The organism is Sphingopyxis sp. 113P3 (assembly GCF_001278035.1).
Taxonomy (GTDB): domain Bacteria; phylum Pseudomonadota; class Alphaproteobacteria; order Sphingomonadales; family Sphingomonadaceae; genus Sphingopyxis.
Genome location: NZ_CP009452.1, coordinates 1,263,611 through 1,283,937 on the forward strand (window position 1 = coordinate 1,263,611; position 20,327 = coordinate 1,283,937).

Below are 20,327 nucleotides of genomic sequence, written 5' to 3' on the forward strand. Positions count from 1 at the left end.
TCGCCCCGGAACGCTCAGCGCGAGCGGATGCGAGACATATGGTAGAAGGGGGTAGCGCGCAGGCCAGCGCCGTCAATGCTTTCGCGTCAGCTCGCGCATCGCATCGTCGAGCCCCGCAAGAGTGAGGGGATACATGCGCTCGTTCATCAGCTGCTTGATCATCTTGACCGACTGGGTGTAGCCCCAATGCGCCTCGGGCACGGGGTTCAGCCAGACGGCGGCGGGATAGACATTGGTCATGCGCTGCAGCCACACCGCGCCCGCCTCTTCGTTGAAATGCTCGACGCTGCCGCCCGGATGGCTGATCTCATAGGCGCTCATCGACGCGTCGCCGACGAATACCAGTTTGTAATCATGGCCATATTTGTGGAGGATGTCCCACATGGGCGTCCGCTCGGACCAGCGGCGCTTGTTGTCCTTCCACACGCCCTCATAGGGGCAATTGTGGAAATAGAAGAATTCGAGATTCTTGAATTCGCTGGTCGCGGCGCTGAACAATTCCTCGCACAGCTTGATGAAGGGGTCCATCGAGCCCCCGACGTCGAGGAAGAGGAGGAGCTTCACCGCGTTGCGCCGTTCGGGGCGCATGCGGATATCGAGCCAGCCCTGCCGCGCCGTGCCGTCGATGGTGCCCGGGATGTCGAGCTCGTCGGCGGCGCCTTCGCGCGCGAACTTGCGAAGACGGCGCAGCGCGATCTTGATGTTGCGGGTACCGAGCTCCTTGGTGTTGTCGAGGTTCTGGAACTCGCGTTTTTCCCAGACCTTGAGCGCCCTTTTGTGCTTGCTCTCGCCGCCGATCCGCACGCCTTCGGGGTTGTAGCCCGAGTTTCCGAAGGGGGAGGTGCCTCCCGTGCCGATCCACTTGTTGCCGCCCTGGTGGCGCTTTTGCTGTTCCTCGAGCCGCTTCTTCAGCGTCTCCATGATCTCGTCCCACGAGCCGAGCGACTTGATCGCGTCCATTTCTTCCTGGGTGAGATATTTCTCGGCGACGGCTTTCAGCCACTCCTCGGGCACATCGACCGGGTTCTGGCCATAATCGGTGATGAGCCCCTTGAAGACCTTGTTGAACACCTGGTCGAAGCGGTCGAGCAGCCCCTCGTCCTTCACGTAGATGGCGCGCGAGAGATAGTAGAATTGCTCGGGGCTGCGGTCGATCACCTCGCGGTCGAGCGCCTCCAGCAGCATCAGATGCTCTTTTAGGCTGGCAGGAATGCCTGCGGCCCGCAGCTCGTCGAGAAAGCCGAAAAACATGGATAGCGGCGTAACCCGTCCCGCGGGCCGACGCAACTGCTTTACGTAAACGGAAACTCAGCTTGAGAAGAGCGCCCCTATAGTATAGGGGGGTATGGTATGAGCCATCTTGCCACCCGTCCCGAACTCCTCGCCCGCGTGCGCCGCATTGCAGGCCAGGTCGCTGCCGTCGAAAAGGCGCTCGCGGCGAATGAAAGCTGCGCGACCGTCCTTCACCGCGTCGCCGCGGTGCGGGGCGCCGTCAATGGATTGCTTGACGAAGTGATCGCCGAACATCTGACCGAGCATGTTGCGCTTCCGGGCCTTAGCGATGCCGAGCGCGCCGCGGGCGCCGACGAACTGCTGGCGGTCATCCGCCGCTACGCGAAATAGGGAGCGGGTGATGTCCGAGAGCGAATCCGCCGCGGCCCAGCCGCTTCACGATTTTCTTGGCGCGTCGCACGACGACAATGCCAGGCGCACGCTTTGGGTCGTTGCGCTCACCGCGGTGATGATGGTGGCAGAAATTGCCGCGGGTTATTGGACGGGGTCAATGGCGCTTCTCGCCGACGGCTTCCACATGGCGACCCACGCCGGGGCGCTCGGGCTTGCGGCACTTGCCTATCGTTATGCGAAGAACCACCGCCACGACCCGCGGTTCAGCTTCGGAACCGGCAAGGTCGGCGACCTCACGGGCTTCGCCTCCGCGCTGATCCTCGGCATCTTCTCGATCGGGATCGCGGTCGAATCGGTCCTGCGCCTCTTCGATCCGGTGCGCGTCGATTTCATGAGCGCCGCGCTGGTCGCGGCGCTCGGACTTGCGGTCAATATCGCGAGCGCGCTCATGCTGATGGGCGGGCATGATCACGATCACGATCACGATCATGGAGCCGGGGGGCATCGCCATGGACATGACAACAATCTGCGCTCGGCCTATTTCCACGTCCTCGCCGACGCACTGACGTCGCTCCTTGCGATCGCAGCCTTGCTCGCGGGGCGCTACCTCGGGCTTTGGTGGATGGACCCTGCGATGGGCATTATCGGCGCACTCGTCATCGCGCGCTGGTCATGGAGCCTGATGCGCGACACCGCCGCCATCCTTCTCGATGAAACCGACGCCGAACTGGCCGAGGCGCTGCGCGAGAGGATCGGCTCGATCAGCGGCCTGCGCCTCATCGACCTTCACGTCTGGCGTGTGGGTCCGCAGGCGCGCGCTGCGATTGTCGAGGTCGAGGGAGACAGCGCCCCTTCGCAGCTGCGAAGCTGCCTTGCGGACCTTCATCTTGCGCATCTCACGATCGCAGTTCGCTGAGTGCGCACGCTTTTTCCGGTCCGCGTTGCTGGCGATCCGGTACAATACGCCTTGCCTTGACCCGCTATAAGCCTGCATCTTTCATAACGGGCAACAGGGGTGAGGCGATGACGGCACCGTTCAATTTCGGGCAGCTCAAATTCTTGAAGGCGCTGACCGAGGCGCTGTTCCATGAAGCCGAAATGGTGATTTCACCCGATCAGGTGGTTGCCAATGTCTGCGACCTGTTCGCGAAGGTCGGCGGGACGAAGCTCGACGAAATCCGGCTGTCGCTCACCGCGACCGAGATCGTGCTCGGGCCGCTTTTTGCCGCCTCGCGCGTCGAAACGCGCGCAAAGCGCATTCGGGACCGGCTCCAGAACAGCCAGATTGATCTTTTTCAGGACATGGCGCGGCTGAGGGGTATCATCTACGCCTGCTATTATGGTCATTGGCAGCCGGGCGTGGAGCCCGGGGACCAGGATGCCAATGCCGCGAACCCGGTCCACGCCCAGATCGGCTTTACCCTCCCGAAGTTCCGCCAGCGGGGCGCAGGCGAGATGCCGATCACGCGCATCGACGGGCGCGAGATCGATCCCGCGCATGTCCTCGGCGCCGCCGATATCGCGCCCGAATATGACGTGATCGTCGTGGGATCGGGGGCGGGGGGCGCCGTCGCGGCCTATAATGTCGCAGCGCAGGGCTACAAGGTGCTGATCGTCGAGGCCGGGCCCTTCTATCCCTCGCACCATATCACCCACCATGAACTCGACATGGTTGCAGAGCTCTTCAAACATGGCGCGCTCCAAACATCGACCAACCGCGACTTCGTCGTGTTCCAGGGGCGCTGCGTCGGCGGATCCTCGACGATCAACAACGGCATCTGTCTGCGTGTGAACGAGGCAGGGCGCACGCATCCCGATGCGCCCGATGTCCTCGCGCGCTGGTCGAGCATGGGGGCGCCGATCGATGCTGCGGCCTTTCACGCAAGCTATGACGCGGTCCAGGAAAAGCTCGGCATTGCAAGGATCGAGCCGCGCAGCGGGCGCCACAATGGCCCCCATCTGCTGAATGGCTGGGCGGCCTATGCGGCGGCCTCGCAGGACCCCAGGCAGCAGCGCGCGGTCGCCGACTGGTTTGCGAAGAATTTCGGTCCGCCCGGCACCGCGACCGCATGCGCCTATTGCGGCTATTGCAATTCTGGATGCGCCTATGGCCGGCGGATGGGGATGGCGCAGACCTATCTTCCCGAGGCATGCCGCGATTTCGGCGCGCGCATCCTTCCAGGAACCAAGGCCGACCGGATCATCTGGCAGACGGCCATCGATGGGCGGCGCGAGGCGGAAGCCGTCCGGCTGGTCCTTCCCGACGGGTCGAAGGCGCTCGTGCGCGCCCGGGTCGGCGTGATCGTTGCCGCCGGCACCATCGCCTCATCGAAGCTTCTCGATCGCAGCGATATCGCGGGCACGGGCCGCAACATATCGCTCAATGTCGCCTCGCCGGTCGTCGCCCTGATGGGCGAAGGCGCCGGCGGCGATGCCTGGGACGAGGACCAGATGTCGAGCTATGTCGACTGCGGCGATTATCTGCTCGAGAGCCATTTCCAGCCGCCGATGTCGATGGCCTCGCTCATGCCCGGATGGTTTGCCGACCATAGCGCGCGAATGAAGAATTATGGCCGCGTCCACTCGGCAGGTATATTGTTCCCTGCCGACCGCCGGGGGCGGGTGAAGGACGGCAAGCTCAAATTCCAGCTCGACCGCGATGCCGATCTTCCCGTGCTGCGGCGCGCGATGGCGACGCTCACCAAGGTGCATTTTGCAGCTGGCGCGCTCGAATGCTACCCGGCGCTCACGGTCGGGCAGACGGTCACGCCCGACATGGACATCGATGGCTTCTTCGAAAGCGCCATTCGCGAATCCGACGACGTCACCCTCTCGAGCAGCCACCCGCACGGCGGCAACGCGATCCACGAGGATCCCCGACATGGCATCGTCGATCCTGCGTGCCGCGTTCACGGAACGACGAACGTGCTCGTGACCGATGCGAGCGTCTTTCCCAGCTGCATTCGCGTCAACGCGCAGTGGACGACGATGGCGATGGCGCATTACGCCACGGGAAGGGGCGATCCTTTCCGCTGACGGCGGCTTTTGTTCAGCCGTGCGCGCCGCTATGGGCGGCGCCATGACCTTTACCGTTGCCGCCCTTTACCGTTTCGCCCCGTTTGACGATCCTGCCGGGCTGCGCCAGCCCCTGATCGAACTTTGCGCCGAACAGGCGATCAAGGGGACGCTGCTCCTTGCCCGCGAGGGGATCAACGGGACCATCGCCGGGAGCGCGGAGGGGATCGAAGCCGTGATTGCCCATATCCGCGCGCTTCCGGGCTGCGCTGAACTCGATGTCAAATATTCCGCGGCCGCCGCCATGCCGTTCCAGCGGATGAAGGTGCGCCTCAAGAAGGAAATCGTGACCATGAAGGTCGCCGGGATCGATCCGGCGCGCGATGCCGCGCCCTATGTCGCGCCTGCCGACTGGAACGCCATTGTCGATGATCCGGACACGGTGCTCATCGACACGCGAAACGATTTCGAGGTGGGCTATGGCAGCTTTGAAGGCGCGCTTAACCCTCATACCAGGAGCTTTGGCGAATTTCCGGACTGGTGGCGGGCCAACGCCGAGCGCTTCGCGGGAAAGCGCATTGCCATGTTCTGCACCGGCGGCATCCGCTGCGAGAAATCGACGGCCTTCTTGAGGAGCGAGGGCGTCGAGGATGTCGTTCACCTCAAGGGCGGCATCCTCGCCTATCTTGAGCAGGTTCCCGCGATCGAGAGCCGCTGGCACGGGAGCTGCTTCGTCTTCGACGAGCGCGTCAGCGTTGGCCACGGGCTCGTCGAAATAGGAGAAAAGGACGGGCAGGACCCTCCTCGATGAAAGATCAGCGAATATGGGCAGTCCCATATTCGACCCACCCAAAGGGTCGGGGGGTCCTCGGCGTATAGCGTGCGCCGCGGCGTTCGACCGCGAAGCCCGCGCCGGCATAGGCCTTAGATATGGGGCGGGTGAGGTGGCAATTGCCCCCAATCCGCTTCCATAGGGGCTCGATCCGCCGCTGCCATTTTGCGACGCCGCAATCGGGCGCGGCGCCATGTTCGAGAAAAAGCGCGGTCCCGCCTGGCTTCAGCACGCGGCGGATTTCGGCGAGCACCGCAGCCTGGTCGGCGACCGAGCAGAGGGTGAAGGTCGTGACGACAGTGTCGAATCGATCGCTCTCAAACGGCATCGCCTCGGCGATGCCGCCCCTGATATCGGCCTCGATGCCGCGCGCCTTGGCGGCCGCCCGGCTCATCGCGAGCAGTTCGGGCGAGGGATCAAGGCCGCTGAAACCCGTAATCCGCGCGGGCTCATAAAATTCCATGTTGATGCCGCCGCCGCAGCCAAGCTCGAGCACGTCGCCCGCCGCTTGCGGCACGACCTCGCTGCGCAGTTTCATGATCTGCCCCTGCGAGCAGGCGCATTTGATGAGGCGCGGGACCCCGTGACGCTCCCACCAGCTGCTCATCGCTTTTCTCCTGCCGTGCTCTTCGCGAGCCGCCCCGCGACGATCGCTCCGCCAGCGCCCGCCTCAGCCAGGATGTAGACCGCAAGCGCTGCGGCGAGCGCGGTGATGATCGCAGCGACGAACTTCCAGTTGCGAAGGCGTGCTCTTTTTTCGGGTGCATCCCTCGCTGTCACCGGCTCTCCCCCTTGGCGCGCAAGGTGTCCCTTGCTAGCGCGATTGGCAACACCCATCTCTTCGCTCCGGCACAGGGCCGCAAAGGATCGTCATGCCCAACACGCACCACACCAAGATGCTCATTCTCGGGTCCGGCCCCGCCGGTCTCTCGGCCGCCATCTACGCCGCGCGCGCGGGGATGCAGCCGATCGTTGTCCAGGGGCTTCAGCCGGGCGGGCAGCTTACCATCACGACCGATGTCGAAAATTACCCAGGCTTCGCCGAGGTCATCCAGGGCCCGTGGCTGATGGAACAGATGACCGCGCAGGCGGTGCATGTCGGCACGAGCATGATCTGGGACACGATCGTCGACGTCGACCTTGGCCAGCGCCCTTTCCGGCTCACCGGTGACGGCGGTGATGTCTATCTCGCTGAAACGCTGGTGATCGCGACCGGCGCGCAGGCAAAATGGCTCGGCGTCCCCGGCGAGCAGGAACTCGGCGGCAAGGGCGTGTCGGCCTGCGCGACGTGCGACGGCTTCTTTTATCGCGGCAAGAAGGTGGTGGTGATCGGCGGCGGGAATACCGCGGTCGAAGAAGCGCTCTACCTCACCAATCACAGCGATGATGTGACGCTGATTCACCGCCGCGATTCGCTGCGCGCCGAAAAGATCCTCCAGGACCGTCTCTTCGCCAATCCGAAGATCAAGATCCTATGGAACAAGAAGGTCGAGCGTTTCGTCGCAGGCGAGGGCACCGCAGGGCTGGTTGGGGTCGACCTTGTCGACACGGTCACCGGCGAGGCGAGCCACGAGCCCACCGACGGCGGCTTTGTCGCGATCGGCCACAGCCCTTCGACCGAACTCTTCAAGGGCAAGCTGCCGCTCGATGCCGACGGCTATCTCGAGGTCACGCCGGGTACCTCGCTAACGGCGATCCCCGGGGTTTTCGCCGCCGGCGACGTCACCGACAAAGTCTACCGCCAGGCGGTCACCGCGGCGGGCATGGGCTGCATGGCGGCGCTCGATGCCGAGCGCTTCCTCGCCGAGGCCGAATATCACGCAATGGTCGACGCTTAAGAGCGTGCGCCCCGGGGACTGAGAGCGCGCGCCGCGCTTAGCGGAGGCGGGCCAATATTTGCGCCGCCAGCCAGTCGGCGTCAGCGCCTGCGAAGCTGTGCGACGCGCGCTCGAGCCGCTCGACGGCTGCCGCGCCGGGGCGGCAATTCTCGAGGAAGGCCTGCGCTGTCCGGTCGCCTGTCGCGAGGAGGATAGTGGCAGGGCAGGGCAGCGCCGCGAGCGCAGCGTCGAGGCGGGCTGCGAGGCTGTCCGGCGCTGCGGGCGGTTTGCGCCGCCCGAGCGACGAGAGGCCGCGCCACAGCTTTGCAAGATCGATCTCGCCCTTGAGCAGGCGCAGGAGGCTCCTCGGATCCTTAAGCCGCGAAAGATAGCGCGCGCGGATCGCCGCGGCAGGCGGAAGCGCGGGCGTATCCCCCGCCTGCTCGTCGCCGCCGGTCTCATAGGTCCAGGGATTGGCGAGGAGCAGCGCGTCGATCCCCGCGGGCCGATGGAGGAGCAGCGCGCTCGCCGCGTCGCAATTGCCGAAGGCGGCGATGCGGGTGACGTGCGGAGCGGCGCCGCGGAAGGCGGCGATCGCAGCCGCGATGTCGGGCCCGCTCGCCTCGAACCCGCGATTTTCGCCTTCGCTGTCGCCAACCCCGCGGCGGTCGAAGCGGAAAACCGGATGACCCGCCGCGGCAATCCGCTGGGCCAGCATCGCCATGCCGCGGTGCGCGCCGCTTCGAATTTCATTGCCGCCCGAGACGATCAGAAGCCCGGTGGTTCCAGGCGCTTCATCGAGCGTTGCGGCAAGTGCTGCGCCCTCGCAATCAAAGCTCAGATGACGCCGCATGACCGGCTCCATGCGATGATGTCGGCTGCGATCGCCTGCGCCATGTCCCGATCTTCGCCGGGCTCGGCGCGCAGCCACAGCGGGGTGCCGGCGATGCCGTCTGCGCCGAGCGCGACACTGCGCAGCGGCTCGACGGCTTGCGCCTCGGCCGCGCCAAGGTCGGCAATCATCGCGGGCGAAAGCAAGTTGCCGGCGAGGAGGAGCGGGGCTGCCGCCGCTTCGGCTTCGAGGCTCGCAAGGCTCGAGGCGATCCCCGCCTCGCGATCGGCCGACACCCGGGCGCGAAGCAGGGTGCGAAGAAGCGAGGCGCCGCTTGCAGGCGCGAGGCGCCACCACGCCGCGGCCGGGGCCGCATGGTCGATCAGCGCTCCGCCGCGCAGCGAGGCGATGATCAGCGGGCCGGCGACCTCGCTTGCGGCCTCTGCGAGCGCGGCGCGCCAGCGCGCGAGGTCAACCTCGACGAGGGGAACAAGGCTTTCATTCTGCCCCGGAAGATCGGGCAGGAGCGTAGCGAGGCCTTCGGCCGCAAGTGCGCGCATCGCAAGGACCAGCGTGCGCCGGGTGCGGTTCGCTTCTTCAAAGAGCGGCGGGACGAAAAGGACGCTCGCGCGGGGGGTGCCGGCGGGGTCTATGCGCAAGTGATGCTCGCTCATGCGCCCGACGCGATTCGCCTCAGCCGGCGACCTTGCGCACCGAAAAGGCGAGCAGGTTGCCGTAGGTTTCGAAAATCTCCCCGTCGACCTCATCGTCGTCGATCAGGATGCCGAGCCGGTCCTCCATCTCGGTGAGCACGGTCGCAACAGCCATCGAATCGAATTCGGGAAGCTCGCCGAAAAGGCCGCTGTCATCGGTGAGCGCGGCGGCGCGGGCTTCGCCGAGCCCGAGAACATCGGCAAGCAGCGCGCGCAGGGTGGCATCGACGGCGGTGGCGGGGGTATCGGTCACGAGCATATCCTTCACGCGCGCCCGAGCGCCGAGCGCGCAAAAGCCTTGAGTGCGGGCCCCCATGCCGCGATGCGCGACGGATTGAAAGCCTCGATATGCCACAAGGGCTCGTGCCGGTTCATCCAGTCGCGCTTGTAGGCGTCATTGCCGGTGCCGAAATCGACGCGCACGACGCGGTCGACCTCGATGACATGACGAAACAGCGCCGCCGAGAGGAGGGTGCCGGGCGAGGCCTTGAGGCTGTCCTCGACATGCGCGAGCTTGTGGATGAAGGCGGTGCCGTCCTCGACCGTCCAGAACTGCGCTGCAACCGGTGCGCCAGCGATCCGCGCGAGCCCCATGCGAAAGGTGCCGCGCGCGCTCTCGGCCTCGGCAAAGGCCCGGAGGAGCGCGGGGTCGCCTTCTTCGGGCTTCCAGCTGGCGGCGTAAATCGCTTCATAGGCAGCCCAAGCCGCGCCATCAAAGGCGGTGAAGAGCGCGATATCGACCACGCCCTTCCTTGCCTTGCGCTTGACCGTGCTGCGAAGCGCGCCGGGGCGGCTCTCCCACCAGCCCTCATGGTCAAGCCCAGCAAGGTCGAGCCAGTGGCGGTCGCCCCTGGGGGCGTCATAGACCCACCAGCCGGCATCGCGCATGGCCGCGGCAATGCCATGCTTTTCAGCGTCGGGAACGGGATAAAGGGTAAGGCGGTCCGCGCCTTTGCGAAGCCGGGCGAAGAGGTCGGCCAGCGCATCGGCGCGCTTGTCCTCACCGGTGTAGAGAGGACGGACCGAAAAACTGTACCAGTTGCCAAGACCTGCGAGCGCGCCGGGCCTTTCGATCCGAAGAGGCAGCCATGCTCTCGTCTCGCCGGCGCTCCCCCAGGCGTTGACGCGCCCGCCGGGGGCATAGCCATGCGCCGTCAGCAGATCGAACCAGGCCGCCTGGTCGAAAGGCGAAGCAAAGCCAGCGCCGCGCGCGGCAGGAGGCAATGCCTTGTCATTAGGCTGATGTTCACCGTTCCCTTGCATGACGCAGGGCTCTATCACCACTCTCCTAACAGCCGATGACCAAAGCCCTCAGCCCGCCGTCGTACCCGATCGACCATCTCGCCCGCCGCGGTGCGCCCGACGCGGCTGCGCTGCTGATCGGCGATCGGATCACCAGTTTTGCGGACCTCGACGCCGGCGTCGGGCGGCTTGCATCCTGGCTTCTGGAACAGGTGGGCGGGCCGGGCGAGCGCGTTGCGAGCTGGAGCGCCAAGACGCGAAGTGCGTGCCTGATGCCGCTCGCCGCAGCGCGCGCAGGGCTCATCCATGTGCCGGTCAACCCCCTGCTCAAGCCGCCGCAGGTTCAGCATATCCTCGCTGACAGCGGCGCCAAATTGCTCGTCACCAACGGATCGCGCGGCGAAGCGCTCGGCGCGGGACGACCCGAAGCCTGCGCGCTTGAGGATCTGACGATTGCCGAGGAGGTCATCGATTCGCCCGGTGAAGGTCTCCCGCCCTCGCTCGCCGAGCCCCACGATCTGGCGGCCATTCTCTATACCAGCGGCTCGACCGGACGCCCCAAGGGCGTGATGCTCAGCCACGCCAATCTTTGGCTCGGCGCCGAAAGCGTCGCCTCCTATCTGAAGATCACGCCTTCCGACCGCATCCTCGCCGTGCTCCCCCTGAGTTTCGACTATGGGCAAAATCAGCTTCTTTCGAGCTGGTATGCCGGCGCGGCGGTCGCGCCGCTCGACTATCTGACGCCGCGCGACGTCGTCAAAGCCGTTGCCCGGCATGGGATCACGACGCTTGCGGGCGTCCCGCCGCTCTGGGTGCAACTGGTGGAGAGCGACTGGCCTCGCGATACCGCAGCGCTGCTTCAGCGCCTCACCAACAGCGGCGGGGCGCTCACGCCCTCGCTGATCGACGCGATGCGCGCGACCTTTCCCAAGGCCGACATCTACCCGATGTACGGCCTCACCGAGGCCTTTCGTTCAACCTTTCTCGACCCTTCGCTCGTCGCCAGCCATCCCACCTCGATGGGCCGCGCTATACCCCACGCTGAAATCCTGGTCTGCCGCCCCGACGGGAGCATCACCGCCGATGATGAACCCGGCGAACTCGTGCATTGCGGACCCTTGGTGGCGAAAGGCTATTGGCACGATGAGGAACGGAGCGCCGAGCGCTTTCGCGCCGCGCCCCCATCATCGATCTACGGCGGCACGGCGGTCTGGTCGGGCGACACGGTAAAGCGCGATGCCAAGGGGCTTCTCACCTTCGTCGGGCGCGACGATGCGATGATCAAGACCGCGGGCAACCGCGTCAGTCCGACCGAGGTCGAGGACGCCGCGGTCGCCTCGGGTCTCGTCTACGAGGCGGTGGCATTTGGAATTCCGGACGCGCGGCTCGGCGCGGCCATCATATTGATCGTGCGGGGGAAGAGCGGCGCCGAGGACGGGCACGCGCTCGCGGCTTATCTGCGACAGAATCTGCCGAACTTCATGCAGCCGCAGACGATCGAATGGCGCGCGGCCTTGCCGCGCAATCCCAATGGCAAGCTCGACCGCGTCGCGATTGCGGCCGAGTGGATCGAGAAGGTGACGGCATGAAGCCGCATGGCCCCATTCCTCCTGGCTATTCGGCGGACGCCGACGGCATGCTCATCGTCGGCGGCGAGCGCGCCGACGCGCTCGCGGCGCGCGCCGGGGATACGCCGCTCTTCGTCTACGACAGCGCGCTCCTGAAGGCCCGCGTCGCCGAGTGGCGCGCGGCCATGCCGAGCGAGGTGCAGCTTCATTATGCGATGAAGGCGAACCCCTTTGCGCCGCTCCTCACTTTCATGGCCGGCATCGTCGACGGGTTCGATGTCGCATCGGGGGGCGAGCTTGCCGCAGCTCTCGCGAGCGGCATGGAGGCCGAGCACATCAGCTTCGCAGGCCCCGGCAAGCGCGACCGCGAACTCGAAGCGGCGATCAAGGCAGGGGCGACCATCAACCTTGAATCGGCAGGCGAGGCCGAGCGCGCGCTCCATATCGCGGCGCGCCTCGGCGCGCGTCCGCGGCTTGCGGTGCGGGTCAATCCCGATTTCGACCTCAAGGGCTCGGGGATGAAAATGGGGGGCGGCGCCAAGCCCTTCGGGGTCGATGCCGAGGACGTGCCCGCGCTCGTCCGGCGCCTCGTCGACGCGGGCGCCGACTGGCAAGGCTTTCATATCTTTGCCGGATCGCAGGCGCTCAGCGCCGCCGCGATTGCCGAGACGCAGGCGCAGACCGTTGCGCTTGCAGCGCGCCTCGCAAACGGCATTGGCGCCGCGCCCCCGCTCGTGAACCTTGGCGGCGGGATGGGCGTCCCTTATTTCCCCGGCGACAGCGCGGTCGATACTGCGGCTGTTGGAGCCGCGCTCGCCGAGACACTCGCGGCGCGCGATCCGGTGCTTGGCGCGAGCCGTTTTGCGATGGAGCTCGGGCGCTGGCTCGTTGCCGAAGCGGGCGTCTACATCACGCGCATCGTCGACCGGAAGGTCAGCCACGGCGAGATATTTCTCGTCACCGATGGCGGGCTCCATCACCAGCTTGCTGCGAGCGGCAATTTCGGGACGGTCATTCGCCGCAACTACCCGATCGCGATCGCGAGCCATTTCGGCGCGGAGGCGGTCGAGACGGTTTCGGTTGTCGGCTGTCTTTGTACCCCGCTCGACCGTCTTGGCGACCAGGTTGCGCTGCCGCGCGCCGAAGCGGGCGATCTGGTCGCGATTTTCCAGGCGGGCGCCTATGGCGCCTCGGCAAGCCCCGCCGCGTTTCTGGGCCAGGGACCCGCGCGCGAAATCCTCGTCTGAGCGCTGCCATTATCTGTCCCGAAACGGAACGAAAGCCGACGAGCGCGGCGCGAAATTATCCCAATACTAACGGTATCTTCACCCTTTTCGGTGATGGCTGAGGCTGACGAAATGGCTGTCGCCGCGCCCCTTTGGTGCGCGGCCGCCTCCCGGCCGGTCGAAAGGTGATTTGAAGATGACATCCTCCCCCTGGCTTCACGCTGCGCGCGCCGCGCTGATCTTCGGCATTGTCGCCACCGCCCTTGCAGGCTGCGCAGGCGGCGTCGGTGATGCGCCGCAGCTTCCCAGCGCCAATTTCGTCGCCAATCAGGAAGGGCCGGGCGAGGAATATATCATCGGCCCGCTCGACGAACTCCAGATCTTCGTGTGGCGCAATCCCGAACTCGGCGGGAAGGTGCAGGTGAGGCCCGACGGGCGTATCACCACCCCGCTGATCACCGACATGCCCGCGGTCGGCAAGACAGCGACGATGCTCCAGCAGGACATCAAGCTCCAGCTCAGCCAATATATCACCGACCCCATCGTCAGCGTCATCGTCACCAGCTTCAACAGCACTTTCTCGCAGCAGGTTCGCATCGTCGGCGCGACCGAAAAGCCGGCATCGATCCCTTTCCGCGCCAACATGACCGTGCTCGACGCGATGATCGCGGTCGGCGGACTTGGCGAATATGCAGCGGGCAACAAGGCGCGCCTCGTCCGCTTCGACAAGGGCAGCGGCAAGCAGCAGGAATATGCGCTGCGCCTCAATGACCTCATCAAGCGCGGCGACATCAAGGCGAACGTCCGCCTGCAGCCGGGCGACGTGATCATCATCCCTGAAAGCATGTTCTGACGCGAGGCCGTCACTGCCAGCGCCTTATTTCTCCGAGGATTAACCCCGACCGATGAACAGCCTCTACGATGAATTCAGGGTTGCGCTGCATAGCGTATGGACGCGTCGCTGGCTGGTGCTGGCGGTCGCGTGGGGCATCTGCATCCTCGGCTGGCTCGCGGTCGCGTCGATCCCCAACCGCTATGATTCGCGCGCGCGGCTGCTCGTCGACGTCAACCAGATCCTTCCCGATGAGGCGCAGGGCGGACCCCTGGGCGGGCGCCGGCAACTCGACGAGATCCGCGGGACCCTCACCAGCGCGCGCAATCTGGAAAAGGTCGCGGTGACCACCGGTTTGCTTCCCGCAGGCGCGAGCGAACGCGAAAAGGCCGGCGCGGTCGCGATGCTGCAAAAGAATATCAAGGTCATTCCGCAGCAGGACAATATCTTCGAGATCACCTCGAGCATTGCGATCGGCAGCCTGTCGGACGCCGACAATGCGAAACTCGCCTCGGGCGTTCTCGACAGCCTCATCACCGTCTTTCGTGACGACCAGCTGCGCGGCGGCCGCGTGAACGCGCGCGAGGGACTGAAATTCCTCGATGCGCAGATTGCCGATCGCGAGAAGGCCCTGCGTGAGGTCGAAGCGCGCCGCGCGGCGTTCGAGGCCCAGAATATCGGCCTGATCCCAGGCGGATCGGGTTCGCCCGCGCAGCGGGTAGAGGCAGCGCGGGCGGAGCTCGGTCAGATTGAATCGCAGCTGGTCGCAGCGCAGGCGGCGCTCGCGGCAGCGAACAGTCAGCTCGCCTCGACGCCGGCGACGATCAATGTTCCGGGCATGTCGGCAACCGGGGCGGGTGTCGCAAGGCAGCAGCTCGCGGGCGCGCAGAACGAACTTTCCGCAATGCGCGCGCGCGGGCTGACCGACGCCCACCCCGACATCATCGCGATCAAGAGCCAGATCGCCTCCTTGAAGGCGCAGGCCGATCGCGAAGGCAGCGGCGGAGCGGGCGGCAACGCCCAGAACCCTGCCTATGCCTCGCTCGCCGCGATGCGCGCCGAGCGCCAGGCGACAGTGAGCGCGCTCAGCGCGCGCAAGGCGCAGCTCACGAGCGACATCGCCAGGATCACCTCGCAGCAGATCCAGAACCCCGGCATCGCGGCCGAATATGACCGGATCAACGGCGAATATACGGCGCTCAAGGCGCAATATGACAAGCTTCTCGGGCAGCGCGAACAGGTGCGCCTGCGCGGCGAGGTGCAGACCGAGGCCAATGCCATCAAGGTCGAGCTCCTCGACCCGCCCTCGAAGCCAACCAGCCCTGCCGCGCCCAATCGGCCCCTGTTCCTCACCATTGTGCTCCTCGCCGGGATCGGCGGGGGCGTCGGGGCAGCCTTTGGCCTGGCCCAGGTGCGTGCAAGCTATCCGACCGCCGCGCGCCTCGAGCGCGCGAGCGGGCTCCCGGTCATCGGGTCGATCACCGAGGTGGTCACACCCGAGCGCCAGGTCGAGCGCAAGAAGAAGCTCGTCTGGCTCGCGAGCGGCGGCGGCGCACTTGTCGGGCTTTATGCGCTGCTGCTCATCGCCGAATTCGTCCAGCGCGGCATGGTGGCCTGAGGGGACCGGACATGAACGAACATCGCCCCGTCAAGCGCCAGCCCTCGCTGCTCGAACGCGCCGCCGACATCTTCGGCATCGACCCCGCCGCGGGCGCGCCGACGATCGACGTGAGCGGCCTGCCGGCAGAACCTCCCAAAAAGGCGAAGGCGCCAAAAGGGACCGGAGCGTCTCCCGCCGAGGCGCCCCCCAGGGTTGAACCCGCAGTGGCAGCCGAGGCCGAGCCCGTCATCGAGGCGGCACCCGCGATCAAGGCCTCGCCCCGCAAGGAGGTTGCGCGCGCTGCGCCTGCCGTTGTGCCGGCGCGGCAAGGAAAAATCGACCGCGACCGCCTCGCGGCGCGCGGAATGATTGTGCCCGACGCACCGGTGACGGGCATTTCGGAAGAATATCGCATCGTGAAGCGCGAGATCATTCGCAACTTCACCGGCGCGCCGGGACGCCCGGTGCTGCCGCGCGGCCACCGCGTTCTCATCGCTTCGGCCAATCCGGGTGAGGGCAAGACCTTCTCGGCGGTCAATCTTGCGCTCAGCCTCGCGGTCGAGGCCGATCATGACGTGCTGCTGATCGACGCCGATATCGCGAAGCCGAGCGTGCTCGAGACGCTGGGGCTGGACGAAGGGCCAGGGCTGATGGACGCGCTCGCCGATCCGCTCCTGCCGCTTGGTGACTGCCTGATCCAGACCGACATTGCCGGGCTGAAGGTGATGCCTGCTGGCACCCAGCACATGCATGACACCGAGTTGCTCGCCTCGGCGCGCACCGAGGCGCTTCTTGCCAGACTTGAGGCCGGGGCACCCGGCCGCATCCTCATTCTCGATTCGCCGCCCGTGCTCGCGGCCTCCCCGGCCGCCGTGCTCGCGGGTCATGTCGGTCAGCTGATCATGGTCGTGCGCGCCGACGAAACCCTGGAATCCTCGCTGCGCGATGCAATCGGGCTGATGGGGGCCTGCCCGCACATCCAGCTTCTCCTCAACGGGGTCAAATTTTCCCCGGGCGGCCGCCGTTTCGGCACCTATTACGGACAAGGAGGCGCGTCCTGATGCGCACCGACCCTCACCTCGTGCGCCGCGCCGCGGCGCTTGCAGCCTTGCTGCTCGCAGGATGTGCGGGCACGGCGCATGCCCAATTCTCATCCGAAGCGGGAGGCAGCGATAGCGTGCCAGGCGCGTCGGCAGCTCCCTCGGCCGAGGGGCGCGAGGCGGGGCGCAGCGAGCGGCGCAAGCGGCGCACGGTCGATGTCAGCCCCTATCTGGAAGTGGGGCAGGTGCTCTCGACCGAGCTCAAGGGCGGCGATGTTCTCACCTATACCACGATTGCGGCGGGCGTGGATGCTGCTGTCGCGACGCGCCGCGCGGAAGTCGCGGCGACGCTGCGCTACGAGCATCGCTTCGGCGAAGCGGGCGGGCTTGGTGACGCGGATATTCTGAGCGGTCTTGCGCGGGGGCGTCTCGAGGTGGCGCGCGGGCTCAACCTTGAAGGCGGGGCGCTCGCGACGCGCACGCGCGCCGACGGCGGCGGCATCGGCGGCCTTGTCACCGGCGGCGACAATATCGCCGATGTCTATTCGCTCTATGCCGGTCCGACGCTCGCGAAGCGCGCCGGCAGCCTCGATGTGGGCGCGGGCTACCGCTTTGGCTATACCAAGGTCGACCTCGACGGCGCGGGCAGTCTTCCCGGGGGCAATTTCGACAGTTCGACCAACCATGCAGCCTGGGCGAGCGTCGGGCAGCGGCCCGGCGAGCTGCCCTTCGGCTGGCAGGTGTCGGGCGGCTATGAGCGCGAGGATGCAAGCCAGCTCGACCAGCGTTTCGAGGGCAAATATGCGCGCGCCGACGTGACGGTGCCGATTGGGCCGACCCTCGCGCTGCTCGGCGGCGCCGGATATGAGGATATCGAGATCGGCCAGCGCGATCCGGTGCTTGACGAAAATGGCGTGCCGGTGCGCGATGCAAGCGGCCGCTTCGTGACCGACAAGTCGCAGCCGCGCCAGCTGTCGTTCGACACCGATGGGCTCATCTGGGACGCGGGCGTGATGTGGCGGCCGAGCCGCCGCACCTCGCTCACCGCGCGCGTGGGGCGCCGCTACGGCGACACGATCTACACCGGCAGCTTCTCCTATCGTCCCGACCACGCGACGACGATCCACGTCGGTGTCTATGACGGGCTTTCGAGCTTTGGCCGCGGCCTCTCGGGCGGGCTCGCTTCGCTTCCCACCCAGTTTGATCCGACGCGCAATCCCGTCGACGGCAGCATAAACCCCTGCGTGTTCGGCGAGGAAGGCGCGGGCTGTCTCAACCCGCAGTTCGGCAGCACGACCAGCCTTCAGTTCCGCAATCGCGGCATCCAGGCGCTCTACTCGTCGCGCTTCGGCCGCTGGAGCTATGGTGTTGGCATCGGCTATGACCAGCGCCGCCTGCTTGTCCCTGCAAATTCGGTGCTCGCCCCGCTCAACGGCGTCAAGGACGAGAATTATTATCTCTTCCTCTCCGCTGCCCGCGAGCTCGATACCCAGTCCGATCTCAGCCTCTCGGGCTATTTGAGCTATTTCGACTACGGCGCGGCGGGGGTTGGCGACATGCAGTCGGCGGGTATTTCTGCCGCCTATTCGCGCCGCGTGTGGCGCGAACTCACCGGGACCGCTGCCGCTTCGCTCCAGGCCTTCGAGCAGGATGGTTTCGCCAGCGAGCTGATCGCCTCGGCGCTCATTGGCCTTCGCTACAATTTCTGATCCGGACCCCAAAGGGAAACTGCGATGTACGATCAATATTACGGCTTTACCGGACGCCCCTTCCAGCTGACGCCTGACCCCTATTTCTATTTTGAAAGCGGCACGCACAGAAAGGCGATGTCCTATTTGGGCTATGGCCTTGCCCAGGGCGAAGGCTTCATCGTCATCACCGGCGACGTCGGAGCGGGCAAGACGACGCTTGTCGGGCATCTGATGAACACCATCGATCCCAATCGGCTGACGGCGGTGAAGCTCGTCTCGACCCAGGTCGAAGGCGATGACCTCCTCCGCCTCGTCGCCGAGCAGTTCGGGCTCGAATGGGAAGGCGAGAGCAAAGCCGAGCTCCTGCGCTCGATGGAACAATATCTTCGCGAGCAGGCCCGCGCAGGCCGGCGCACGCTGCTCATCGTCGACGAGGGACAGAATCTTGCCATATCCGCGCTCGAGGAGCTGAGGATGCTCTCGAACTTCCAGCTCGGCGGCCATTCGCTCTTGCAGATCTTCCTCCTCGGTCAGCCCGAATTCCGCCACACCCTGTTTCACTCGCCGACGCTTGAACAGCTGCGCCAGCGCGTGATCGCGACGCATCACCTCGACCCGATGGAGCCCGAGGAGGTCGAGCCCTATATCCTTCACCGTCTCGGCAAGGTCGGCTGGACCGGCAACCCGAGCTTCAGCCCGGACGCGTTCGAGGCGATTTTCGACTTTAGCGAGGGCGTTCCGCGCAAGCTCAACGTGCTGGTGAGCCGCCTCCTGCTTTTGGGCGCGGTCGAGCAATTGAGCCGCATCACCTCGGCCCATGTCCGCGACGTGGTGAGCGAGATCGAGGCCGACCGCGGGATCGACCAGGCAGAGCTGGTGGGCGTCCCCGTGGAAGCTCCCGCCGCCCAGCCCGATACGGTCCTTGAATGGCCCGCGCCGTCTGCTGCCCCGGCAGCGGCAAGTCCGGCAGCGGCGCCGTTCGCGCCGCCCGAGGATGCGCCGATCGCTCTTGGCGTGCCGGAAAAGGCCGAAGCGCTCGCCGCGCCGCTCGCGGCCGATACCGGGTTCGCCGAGGCGCGCTCGCTTGTCGCCGAACAGCTCGGACTTGCGCCGAGCAGTGCAGCAGACGCCTCGCGCCCTGCCGAAGGCGCGGCGCCGGTTGCTGCGAGCGCTCCGCCCGAGTCCCCCCCTGCGGCCGGCTCCGACGCGCAGCTCGTTGCGCTCGAACGCCAGATCGCGGGGCTCGAAGCCCGGATCGCCGAACAGGACGCTGCGCTCCGCCGCGTGCTCGATCTCCTGATCGACTGGGTCGAGCGCGATCCGGAAAACGCACCCGATCCGATGGCTGGCCCGATGCCGCAGACGTGGGCGGCGGCCTGAGCGCGCCGGGCGGCCGCACAGGAGATGGGCAGGGGTGACCTATGATGCAGAACGGCTTGTCGGTCGATGTCGAGGACTGGTTCCACGTCGGCGCCTTTGAGCGCACGATCGACCGCGCCGACTGGCCGCATCTTGAATGCCGGGTCGAGGCCAATTGCGACGCGGTGCTCGAGATTTTCGCCGAGGCCGGCGTCACCGGCACCTTTTTCACGCTCGGCTGGGTTGCTGAACGCTATCCCGCGCTGATCCGGCGCATCGTCGCAGCGGGACACGAACTTGCAAGCCACGGCTACGACCACAAGCGCGTCTTTGCGATGAGTCCCGACGAATTTTCCGCCGACCTTAAAAAGACGCGTGCGATCCTCGAAGATGCCGGCGGGAGCGCGGTTTCGGGCTACCGCGCCCCGAGCTTTTCGATCGATGCGCGTACGCCGTGGGCGCATCCGATCCTTGCCGACGAGGGCTATGCCTATTCGTCGAGCGTCGCCCCGGTCGTCCACGATCATTACGGCTGGCCGCAGAGCCCGCGCCACGCATGGCGGCCGGTCGCGGGCAGCGATCTTGTCGAATGGCCCGTGACGACCGCGCGCGCGCTCGGCCGGACGCTGGCGGCGGGCGGCGGGGGCTTCATGCGGATCCTTCCTTACGGTTTCACCCGCTGGGCGATCGCGCGGATGAATGCCGAGGGGCATCCGGCGATCCTCTATTTCCACCCGTGGGAGATCGATCCCGGCCAGCCGCGCGTTGCGAACGCGCCGATCAAGTCGAGGATCCGTCACTATAGCGGCCTCTCGGTGATGGCGGACAAGCTTCGAAAGCTCTGCGCCGACTTTGAATGGACGCGCGCCGATGCGCTTGTTCCTGCGCAGCGGGACCGCGCTTCGCCCTGGCGCGCTGCGGCGTGAACGCGCCC

Annotated in this window: 20 protein-coding genes; 13 read left to right on the top strand and 7 right to left on the bottom strand. The window is 66.3% G+C overall.

Annotation, left to right across the window (positions count from 1 at the left end):
- Nucleotides 1–72: 72 nt before the first annotated feature.
- Nucleotides 73–1,251 (bottom strand): vWA domain-containing protein, encoded by a 1,179-nt coding sequence (locus LH20_RS06050; RefSeq protein ID WP_053553442.1) that lies wholly within the window; start codon nucleotides 1,249–1,251, stop codon nucleotides 73–75.
- 99 nt (nucleotides 1,252–1,350) lie between these two features.
- On the opposite strand from LH20_RS06050, the gene LH20_RS06055 reads away from it, so the two are divergent.
- From LH20_RS06055 to trhO, 4 genes are all read left to right on the top strand, one after another.
- Entirely contained in the window at nucleotides 1,351–1,623 is a 273-nt protein-coding gene (locus tag LH20_RS06055; protein ID WP_053553443.1) for a metal/formaldehyde-sensitive transcriptional repressor, read from the top strand.
- A gap of 10 nt (nucleotides 1,624–1,633) precedes the next feature.
- The gene (dmeF, locus tag LH20_RS06060) at nucleotides 1,634–2,542 is read left to right on the top strand and encodes a CDF family Co(II)/Ni(II) efflux transporter DmeF (RefSeq protein WP_053553444.1); all 909 of its coding nucleotides are present in this window, start codon (nucleotides 1,634–1,636) and stop codon (nucleotides 2,540–2,542) included.
- A 107-nt stretch (nucleotides 2,543–2,649) separates the two neighbouring features.
- A complete protein-coding gene (locus LH20_RS06065) occupies nucleotides 2,650–4,662 on the top strand; it encodes a GMC family oxidoreductase N-terminal domain-containing protein (RefSeq protein WP_053553445.1) in 2,013 nt (670 codons plus the stop codon).
- Between the two features lie 43 nt (nucleotides 4,663–4,705).
- Entirely contained in the window at nucleotides 4,706–5,452 is a 747-nt protein-coding gene (gene trhO, locus LH20_RS06070; protein WP_083455561.1) for an oxygen-dependent tRNA uridine(34) hydroxylase TrhO, read from the top strand.
- Between the two features lie 4 nt (nucleotides 5,453–5,456).
- Here trhO and LH20_RS06075 read toward each other — a convergent pair whose 3' ends face one another.
- The gene (locus LH20_RS06075) at nucleotides 5,457–6,080 is read right to left on the bottom strand and encodes a class I SAM-dependent methyltransferase (RefSeq protein WP_053553447.1); all 624 of its coding nucleotides are present in this window, start codon (nucleotides 6,078–6,080) and stop codon (nucleotides 5,457–5,459) included.
- Complete coding sequence (locus LH20_RS23475) at nucleotides 6,077–6,253, bottom strand: hypothetical protein (RefSeq protein WP_158501109.1); 177 nt, start codon at nucleotides 6,251–6,253, stop codon at nucleotides 6,077–6,079. The genes LH20_RS06075 and LH20_RS23475 overlap by 4 nt, the downstream gene beginning before the upstream one ends.
- Nucleotides 6,254–6,345: 92 nt before the next feature.
- On the opposite strand from LH20_RS23475, the gene trxB reads away from it, so the two are divergent.
- Nucleotides 6,346–7,311: a thioredoxin-disulfide reductase gene (gene trxB / locus LH20_RS06085; protein WP_053553449.1), complete on the top strand. Its 966-nt coding sequence runs from the start codon at nucleotides 6,346–6,348 to the stop codon at nucleotides 7,309–7,311.
- A 37-nt stretch (nucleotides 7,312–7,348) separates the two neighbouring features.
- Here the strand turns inward: trxB and LH20_RS06090 are convergent, their stop codons facing one another.
- Genes LH20_RS06090 through LH20_RS06105 form a run of 4 tightly spaced genes read right to left on the bottom strand, consistent with a single transcriptional unit; the run spans nucleotide 7,349 to nucleotide 10,098 of the window.
- Entirely contained in the window at nucleotides 7,349–8,143 is a 795-nt protein-coding gene (locus tag LH20_RS06090; RefSeq protein ID WP_053553450.1) for a hydrolase 1, exosortase A system-associated, read from the bottom strand.
- Entirely contained in the window at nucleotides 8,128–8,796 is a 669-nt protein-coding gene (locus LH20_RS06095; protein ID WP_053553451.1) for a hypothetical protein, read from the bottom strand. Before LH20_RS06095 ends, LH20_RS06090 begins: the two co-directional genes overlap by 16 nt.
- A gap of 19 nt (nucleotides 8,797–8,815) precedes the next feature.
- Nucleotides 8,816–9,094, bottom strand: a complete 279-nt coding sequence (locus LH20_RS06100; protein WP_053553452.1) for an acyl carrier protein — start codon at nucleotides 9,092–9,094, stop codon at nucleotides 8,816–8,818.
- 5 nt (nucleotides 9,095–9,099) lie between these two features.
- The gene (locus LH20_RS06105; protein ID WP_053553453.1) at nucleotides 9,100–10,098 is read right to left on the bottom strand and encodes a GNAT family N-acetyltransferase; all 999 of its coding nucleotides are present in this window, start codon (nucleotides 10,096–10,098) and stop codon (nucleotides 9,100–9,102) included.
- 35 nt (nucleotides 10,099–10,133) lie between these two features.
- Between LH20_RS06105 and LH20_RS06110 the strand changes: the two genes are divergently transcribed.
- From LH20_RS06110 to LH20_RS06145, 8 genes are all read left to right on the top strand, one after another.
- The gene (locus tag LH20_RS06110; protein WP_053553454.1) at nucleotides 10,134–11,666 is read left to right on the top strand and encodes an acyl-CoA ligase (AMP-forming), exosortase A system-associated; all 1,533 of its coding nucleotides are present in this window, start codon (nucleotides 10,134–10,136) and stop codon (nucleotides 11,664–11,666) included.
- Nucleotides 11,663–12,892: a pyridoxal-dependent decarboxylase, exosortase A system-associated gene (locus LH20_RS06115; protein WP_053553455.1), complete on the top strand. Its 1,230-nt coding sequence runs from the start codon at nucleotides 11,663–11,665 to the stop codon at nucleotides 12,890–12,892. Before LH20_RS06110 ends, LH20_RS06115 begins: the two co-directional genes overlap by 4 nt.
- Before the next feature lie 175 nt (nucleotides 12,893–13,067).
- Nucleotides 13,068–13,724 (top strand): XrtA/PEP-CTERM system exopolysaccharide export protein, encoded by a 657-nt coding sequence (locus LH20_RS06120; protein WP_053556125.1) that lies wholly within the window; start codon nucleotides 13,068–13,070, stop codon nucleotides 13,722–13,724.
- Between the two features lie 52 nt (nucleotides 13,725–13,776).
- Complete coding sequence (locus tag LH20_RS06125) at nucleotides 13,777–15,321, top strand: XrtA system polysaccharide chain length determinant (protein ID WP_053553456.1); 1,545 nt, start codon at nucleotides 13,777–13,779, stop codon at nucleotides 15,319–15,321.
- Nucleotides 15,322–15,332: 11 nt separating this feature from the next.
- Nucleotides 15,333–16,364: a P-loop NTPase gene (locus tag LH20_RS06130; protein ID WP_053553457.1), complete on the top strand. Its 1,032-nt coding sequence runs from the start codon at nucleotides 15,333–15,335 to the stop codon at nucleotides 16,362–16,364.
- Complete coding sequence (locus LH20_RS06135) at nucleotides 16,364–18,052, top strand: hypothetical protein (RefSeq protein ID WP_053553458.1); 1,689 nt, start codon at nucleotides 16,364–16,366, stop codon at nucleotides 18,050–18,052. The genes LH20_RS06130 and LH20_RS06135 overlap by 1 nt, the downstream gene beginning before the upstream one ends.
- Before the next feature lie 24 nt (nucleotides 18,053–18,076).
- On the top strand, nucleotides 18,077–19,414 hold the full coding sequence (locus LH20_RS06140; protein ID WP_053553459.1) for an XrtA/PEP-CTERM system-associated ATPase: 1,338 nt from the start codon (nucleotides 18,077–18,079) through the stop codon (nucleotides 19,412–19,414).
- Nucleotides 19,415–19,458: 44 nt separating this feature from the next.
- Entirely contained in the window at nucleotides 19,459–20,319 is an 861-nt protein-coding gene (locus tag LH20_RS06145; protein WP_053556126.1) for an XrtA system polysaccharide deacetylase, read from the top strand.
- The last annotated feature ends 8 nt before the right edge of the window (nucleotides 20,320–20,327 follow it).